This is a genomic window from Bacillus mycoides (assembly GCF_001757995.1).
GTDB classification, from domain to species: Bacteria; Bacillota; Bacilli; order Bacillales; family Bacillaceae_G; genus Bacillus_A; species Bacillus_A mycoides_B.
The window spans coordinates 67,048-73,378 of the sequence record NZ_LXLV01000026.1 but is presented as its reverse complement, the minus strand read 5'-3'; the positions used below and the strand labels follow the sequence as shown (position 1 = coordinate 73,378).

The window sequence follows — 6,331 nt, the reverse complement described above, 5'->3', positions numbered from 1 at the left end:
ATTAACATAATGTTACTCTATGTTTTTTATTAAATAACAAATATTTTATTGATAAACAAAACTAAATATTCACTATTATAACTATACGTGGTTTAATATATATAATAAACAAACAATTCTGTCTTTTATGAGGAGGTACTATGAAAGCAAACGTAGGGGATACTATACTTTTTCAAAGAAATAACCTAAAAATCACTGGCTCTGTATTAAAACTGTACACTGAATCTGTCTTAGTTGAAATTACAGATGTAAATGGTGGTACTTTTGAATTTGATCGAACTATTGTGAATCATAAAAACTACAAAATCTTAAATACAAACAAATAATGAAATACAAAATAGTCCCTCTGTTTTATAACAGAGGGACTATTTTGTACAATAATTATCTATTAGTTTATATATCCTAATACATTAACAATCTTGCTTGCTTTTAAATTATTAATGTAATAATAAATTTCTAATCCTCTTCTCTCTGCTTTTAGCACTTTACCTTTCATTTTTGATAAATGCTGTGAAACAGTCGATTGCGGAATGTTTAATATTTCTGTTAATTGCGTTACATTACAAGTTTTACGGACACTTAATTCATTTACAATTTGTAAACGTATTGGATGCGCCATAATTTTTAAAATATCTACATCTTCTTCAGTAACTAAAGTTTTTTTTATCTCGCTCGTATATGTTGTCATAAGACATTCCCCTTTTATATTGATTCCTTTTTATTTAGATCCATTTCTAAAGAAAACCACAATCCCCAATATGCAACTTAGACCCTTATATAGAAATAATAGGATTTTATTTCATCAAAAACAGAAATGCTATTTATTTTATTTATTTGGCACATATACATAATACAATTTTAATATGTGCTGCATGTGAAGTTACCATAAATTTATGATGAAGATTTTTTAATTACCTTGAATCCTATCAAGTACAAAAGAATCCTTTTAACTTCCCATAATCTTTTTATAACGATATAAACAAAAAAACAACTAGATGATTCTACATATAACTATCCACCGATTTTAACACATGGTAGGCGTTTGTATATACTATTACAAAACATATTTTTATTAAGGGGGATTTTATATGCCTACACCGTCACAAGAACAAGTTGAAGAAGCTCGCGAAACGTATGTCAGTCGTATTATTTTAGTTGGTGGATCAGCTTTATTTTTAACAGGTGGTGTTATATCGGCAATTTCAGCCTTTAAAAGTTATAACCGTTTGGCAAATACGCCACCTTCTTCAGATAACTCATAGCTGCATCGTTCAATACAAAACGCCTCCTTCAATGAAGAGACGGCGTTTTGTTCATCATAATTTCCGCTTTTAGTCGACTTGAAGAATCCATCTACATAAATTTATTTAAATTCGACCGTAAACGCTTGATCATAATACACAGTGTTTGGATTCACAATAAATAACTTTTCATCTCCAAATGTCGTTCTAAAGACCTCTACAGATTCTTGTCCTTTAACAGTACTAATACGCTTTTCCTTATTACCGAATCTCTCTCTTTCATCTTCATCTACTATGAAGATGGAAGAGAGGCAGAGGCCGACGACCCATATTATAACTTTATAAACTAAAATCACAAAGAATAGATAAATCCATATAAAAAAGCCGGTGTTATTTTGAAGTATAATTGACTCCAAAATAAACCGACTTGAAATTAGTTCTTTTTGCAAAATATAAGTATCTATCGAATACCCACAGTATTTTTCGAACTTATTTCACCACAAACTTAGTCTGACTACACCCATCCTTCTGCTTCGTTACTTCTAATACAGCTGGCATTGCGTTTTTCAGTTCTTGAACGTGTGAAATTACACCGATAAATCGGCCTGATTTTTGTAAATCGATTAAAGCATCCACTGCTTTCGTTAATGACTCTTCATCTAATGAGCCGAATCCTTCATCAATAAACATCGTTTCGATGGAAATACCACCTTCATATGCTTGAATTACATCTGCCATTCCGAGCGCTAAGCAAAGCGATGCGTTAAATTTCTCACCGCCAGATAATGTTTTTACATCGCGTGTTTGACCAGTGTATGCGTCGTATACATCTAAGCCTAATCCACTTTGACGGTTTCTCTTTTCAACTCGCTCACTTCGTTTTAAATAGAACTGTCCATTTGATAGTTTACGTAGTCTTTCGTTCGCAATTTGAACAATTTGTTCTAAGTACTCAATTAGGATGTAACGTTCAAAGGATATACGACTTTCGTTATCCCCTTTCATTACTTCATATAAATCAACAAGTTCTTGGAATGCTTTTTCTTCGTCATGAATTTGTTCATCAATTCTTCTAATATTTTCATGTAAATCTGAAATATATGCTACTGCATTTTGAGCGCGTTGACGTTTTTCTTTAATAATATCTAGGTTAATTTCCAATTCATTTATTTGTTCACCTAAAGAAGTAATATCCATATACTCTTTATCTTTTAATTCAGTACTTAATTCCTCAATTTGTTTTGCAAGCACTTCAAGAGACGAATAATAACTTTGAATCTCTTGTTGTAACAGTTCCATCTCAACGTCTTTTAATTTTGCTTCTGTATACGTTTGTTGATCTGTAAACCCGCTTTGTTCTAGCTCTTTCATAAAGCGGGTGAAAGTCTCTTCCTTCTTCTCTTTTACACTATCAAATTGCTTAGAGGCACTATCATGTTCTGCTTGAATACGTATATTTTCATTTTGCCAATGCTGATACGCTTCTTGAACTTTCTTCCACTCATCTTCCATAGAGCGAAGTTCTTGCGCAGCATGATCAAACTGTACTTTCCAAGCTTCCACTGTTTGTAAGTTTTCCGGAATGTTTTTCTTATCATGTTCATAGGACGTACGAAGTTGTAAACATTCCATTTCTGTGCGGTGCATCATTGTTTCCGCTTCTCGTTTTTGAATTTGTAATTTGTCTACTTTTTCTTCTACGCTTTTCATTTTTGCTACAACTTGTTTTCTTGTTTCTTCACTTGCTTTTAGCGTAGTTACTTCCGCTGCCAATTGCTTTCCTTTTTGCACGAGCGCGCTGTATGTTTCTACCAATTCCCCTGAGTGGTACCCACGCTTCAGTACCTCTTCTATCACTTGTTCATATTGTGATAGATAGAAATTCCATTTCTCTTCTAATTGAACATGCAATTTCTCCGCGGCATTTTTCTTTTCTCTTAAATCTTCTAATTCTTTTTCATCAATTGCATCACCTTGCTCTGTAGCTTTTTTCGGGTGATTTGTACTCCCACATACCGGACAAGACTCACCATCATGTAAATGAAGTGCTAATATACCAGCTTGCTCATTTAACCAGCGGCGTTCCATATTTTCATATACACTAACTGCTATTTGCATTTTGTTATAAGCAGTTTCTTTTTCTTGTCCATATTTTTGTTTTTCTTGCCATACATCATATGCTTGCTTTAATACTTTTGCATCTTCTCGCATATTCGTTAGTTCTTCTACTTTAGCTACATATTGCTCTAGTGCTTCTTCTAATTTCTGTAATTCGCTAGACATTATTTGCTTTTGGTTCGTATGCTCTTCTAATTGTTGATTTAGCTTTTGCATACCTTCTTTTAATTTTCCAATTTGTATTTCAGCATTTTGTAAATTCAACTTTTTCTCAGCTAATGATGCAATAATCGATTGTAACTCTTCTAGTCTTTGAACTTGCTTTTTCGCATCTTCTCGCTCAGATTCCTTAAACTTTAATGCTTCATATTTCTCCTGAGCAAGTACGAAGTTTTTCATAATTTGTTCTTTATTTTCAAGTATTTGTTTCAATAAGCTTTCAGATTTTTTCTCATTTTGCATTGCTTCCTCATACCATTGTTCAAATGGTAATAATCGCTTCGCCTGTTCCGCACGTTTAAAAGATTTTTCTTTCATTTCGATTACTGTACGGTTTTCTTGTAAAGCATTGTATTTCTCTTTCTTTTGTTCTAAATCTTTAAATTTCTCATTTACAGATTTTGCTGCATGAAAACGTATCTCTGCTTCTTTTAATTGCTTCGTTTTGGCATTTTGTTCTACTTGTAATTGCTCAACTTCCGCTTTATACGAAGTTGTTTCTTGCTCTAGTGCCGCTACTACTTGATGTGTATTTACATGCTCTTTCTCTACTAATGTCTCTAATAATGCTCCATCACGTATTGGTAATTTAAAGACATTACGGAAATATAGCTCTCGTTCTTTTTGTTTTTCTTGTAAGACGTCTTTCCATTGTTTGCGTTTTTGATCTAGTAAGTCACGCATTAACTTATAACGATCTGTTTTAAAAATGCGACGTAAAATCTCTTCTTTATTTTCTGTTTCAGAAGTTAATAGTTTTCGGAACTCACCTTGCGGTAACATTACTATTTGGCTAAATTGATGTTTACTTAATCCAATTAAATCTTCCACTTTATTATTTACATCCGTTACATGAAAACGATCGACACAAGGAACCTTTTCTTCATTAACTACTTCATATAATTCGACTGCATGTCCTGTAATTGTTTTATTTCCTTGTTTTTTATGACCAAGCTGTCGTTTTATTTCATATCTTTTCCCTTTTAATTGAAAGGTTAATTCCACACTTGTATAAACATTATCATCAGCAAATTGACTACGGAGCATGCTTGTATCACTACGCTCTTCCCCACTAGCCTCTCCATATAACACATAACAAATCGCATCAAAAATCGTTGTTTTGCCGGCCCCTGTATTACCAGAAATAGCGAAAATACGATGTTCGCCAAGATCGTTAAAATCGATTACTTCTTTCTGTTTATATGGACCAAATGCCGTCATAATAAGCTGAATCGGTCTCATCCTCGCTCACCTTCCCGTTCTTGCACTGTTTGCAACACATCTAAAAATAGACGTTCTTTCTCTTCTGATAACTCTAACCCTTTCATTTCTTTGTAAAAAGCTTTTAAAAGTGATAAATCATCTGTTTTATGTCTTGAAATAGTTACTTCATTTTCATCTGTGAACTCTCGTCTTTGAATAGACCTTTCAACATGCATTGCATTTGGGTATACAGAACGTATTTTTTCCATTGGCTGCAAGACAGGATTTTCATCTAATAATTTCACAAACACATAATCTTCATTTACTGGATGAAGCAATAAATCGTCTATTTTCGCTTCTACTGTACGCATTTTACGACGGGGTGTAAGTAAACGTTTTTCAATTGTCGTTTCCCCTTTTTCATCCAGTTCCACAATATAATATCCTTTTTTATGCTTTTCTTCAGAAATAGAATATGCAAGTGGCGAACCTGAATAACGAATTGTCTCATTACGTACAAAATGCGCTTGATGTAAATGGCCAAGCGCCGTGTAATGAAACTTATCAAAATAATGGCTATTTACATATTCAGCACCACCAATTGAAAGTGGGCGTTCTGCATCACTCGTATTTTCCTCTGCCTCTCCTGAAGAAGTTACAAATGCATGTCCTACAAATATGTGTCTCGCTTCTTTATCCATCGTTTCAGAGAGTTCGTTCATAAAAATACGCATCGCATCATCATGAGAACGAACATCTTCATTTTTCAATATATGTCTAACAATACTTGGATCTGCATACGGAACGAGATGGAAATGAACCTCTCCGTATTCATCATTTAAAACTACAGGATTGTATGGAAACTGGAATTGTCCCACAATATGTAATCCTTGTTTTTTCATTAAATTACTACCAAAATGTATGCGGTCTGGACTATCGTGGTTTCCTGCAACTGCGATTACTGGTGTTTGTAAATCAATTACTATCTTTTGTAATACATCATTTAATAAGTCTACTGCTTCTGTAGGTGGAATTGCTCGGTCATATAAATCTCCTGCAATAATTACAGCATCCGGTTTTTCTTCTTCAACAGCTTGTACAAACTGATCTAACACAATTTTTTGATCTTCAGTCATATATACGCCATGAACAAGCTTACCTAAATGCCAATCCGCTGTATGAAAAAACTTCATATTACCCTTCTCCTTTTAGTTTACTGATTGTAGTGAAACAAGTTGATAGTTTAGTGTAGTTTTTCCGTTCTCCCATTCTAACTTTTGGACAATTGCACTACCGATTCTTTCTTCGTTTGATTTATATAAAGGTAATATTTCTTGAACAGTAAATAGATGATAACCATCTAAAATTAATTGGAATAAATTATCTTCTATATGTACTCTTACTTCTTTTTCATTTGAAATAATTTTTGTGTGCATCTCAAATTTCATGCTAGATACAACCCCTTTTTTTCTAATCTCTACATTTTAATAGTATAGTGGTCATGCAAGATTGACAAGTAAATACACTACGATGTACATACTTTTTTAATT

General features: G+C 33.1%; 7 protein-coding genes. 2 read left to right on the top strand and 5 right to left on the bottom strand.

Features of this window, described 5'->3' with window-relative positions; all coding sequences use genetic code 11:
* Window positions 1-140: 140 nt before the first annotated feature.
* Entirely contained in the window at window positions 141-326 is a 186-nt protein-coding gene (locus tag BWGOE10_RS11200; RefSeq protein WP_002148107.1) for a YkvS family protein, read from the top strand.
* A 62-nt stretch (window positions 327-388) separates the two neighbouring features.
* On the opposite strand, the gene BWGOE10_RS11195 is transcribed toward BWGOE10_RS11200, so the two are convergent.
* On the bottom strand, window positions 389-688 hold the full coding sequence (locus tag BWGOE10_RS11195; RefSeq protein WP_070142537.1) for an ArsR/SmtB family transcription factor: 300 nt from the start codon (window positions 686-688) through the stop codon (window positions 389-391).
* A gap of 400 nt (window positions 689-1,088) precedes the next feature.
* Here BWGOE10_RS11195 and BWGOE10_RS32835 point away from each other — a divergent pair, with 400 nt between their 5' ends.
* Window positions 1,089-1,262 carry a hypothetical protein gene (locus BWGOE10_RS32835; protein ID WP_001143088.1) on the top strand — a complete coding sequence of 58 codons (174 nt, stop codon included), beginning with the start codon at window positions 1,089-1,091 and terminating at the stop codon, window positions 1,260-1,262.
* Between the two features lie 101 nt (window positions 1,263-1,363).
* Here BWGOE10_RS32835 and BWGOE10_RS11190 read toward each other — a convergent pair whose 3' ends face one another.
* The 4 genes from BWGOE10_RS11190 to BWGOE10_RS11175 form a co-directional block, all read right to left on the bottom strand.
* The gene (locus tag BWGOE10_RS11190; protein ID WP_131798959.1) at window positions 1,364-1,597 is read right to left on the bottom strand and encodes a hypothetical protein; all 234 of its coding nucleotides are present in this window, start codon (window positions 1,595-1,597) and stop codon (window positions 1,364-1,366) included.
* 133 nt (window positions 1,598-1,730) lie between these two features.
* Window positions 1,731-4,820 (bottom strand): AAA family ATPase, encoded by a 3,090-nt coding sequence (locus tag BWGOE10_RS11185; protein ID WP_070142534.1) that lies wholly within the window; start codon window positions 4,818-4,820, stop codon window positions 1,731-1,733.
* The gene (locus tag BWGOE10_RS11180; RefSeq protein WP_070142532.1) at window positions 4,817-5,974 is read right to left on the bottom strand and encodes an exonuclease SbcCD subunit D; all 1,158 of its coding nucleotides are present in this window, start codon (window positions 5,972-5,974) and stop codon (window positions 4,817-4,819) included. Before BWGOE10_RS11180 ends, BWGOE10_RS11185 begins: the two co-directional genes overlap by 4 nt.
* A gap of 15 nt (window positions 5,975-5,989) precedes the next feature.
* On the bottom strand, window positions 5,990-6,229 hold the full coding sequence (locus tag BWGOE10_RS11175; RefSeq protein WP_070142530.1) for a DUF2584 family protein: 240 nt from the start codon (window positions 6,227-6,229) through the stop codon (window positions 5,990-5,992).
* Window positions 6,230-6,331: the final 102 nt, after the last annotated feature.

Coding starts and splice junctions, on each gene's coding strand:
- BWGOE10_RS11200 (WP_002148107.1), top strand. CDS start 141: ATGAAAGCAAACGTAGGGGATACTATACTTTTTCAAAGAAATAACCTA.
- BWGOE10_RS11195 (WP_070142537.1), bottom strand. CDS start 688: ATGACAACATATACGAGCGAGATAAAAAAAACTTTAGTTACTGAAGAA.
- BWGOE10_RS32835 (WP_001143088.1), top strand. CDS start 1,089: ATGCCTACACCGTCACAAGAACAAGTTGAAGAAGCTCGCGAAACGTAT.
- BWGOE10_RS11185 (WP_070142534.1), bottom strand. CDS start 4,820: ATGAGACCGATTCAGCTTATTATGACGGCATTTGGTCCATATAAACAG.
- BWGOE10_RS11180 (WP_070142532.1), bottom strand. CDS start 5,974: ATGAAGTTTTTTCATACAGCGGATTGGCATTTAGGTAAGCTTGTTCAT.
- BWGOE10_RS11175 (WP_070142530.1), bottom strand. CDS start 6,229: ATGAAATTTGAGATGCACACAAAAATTATTTCAAATGAAAAAGAAGTA.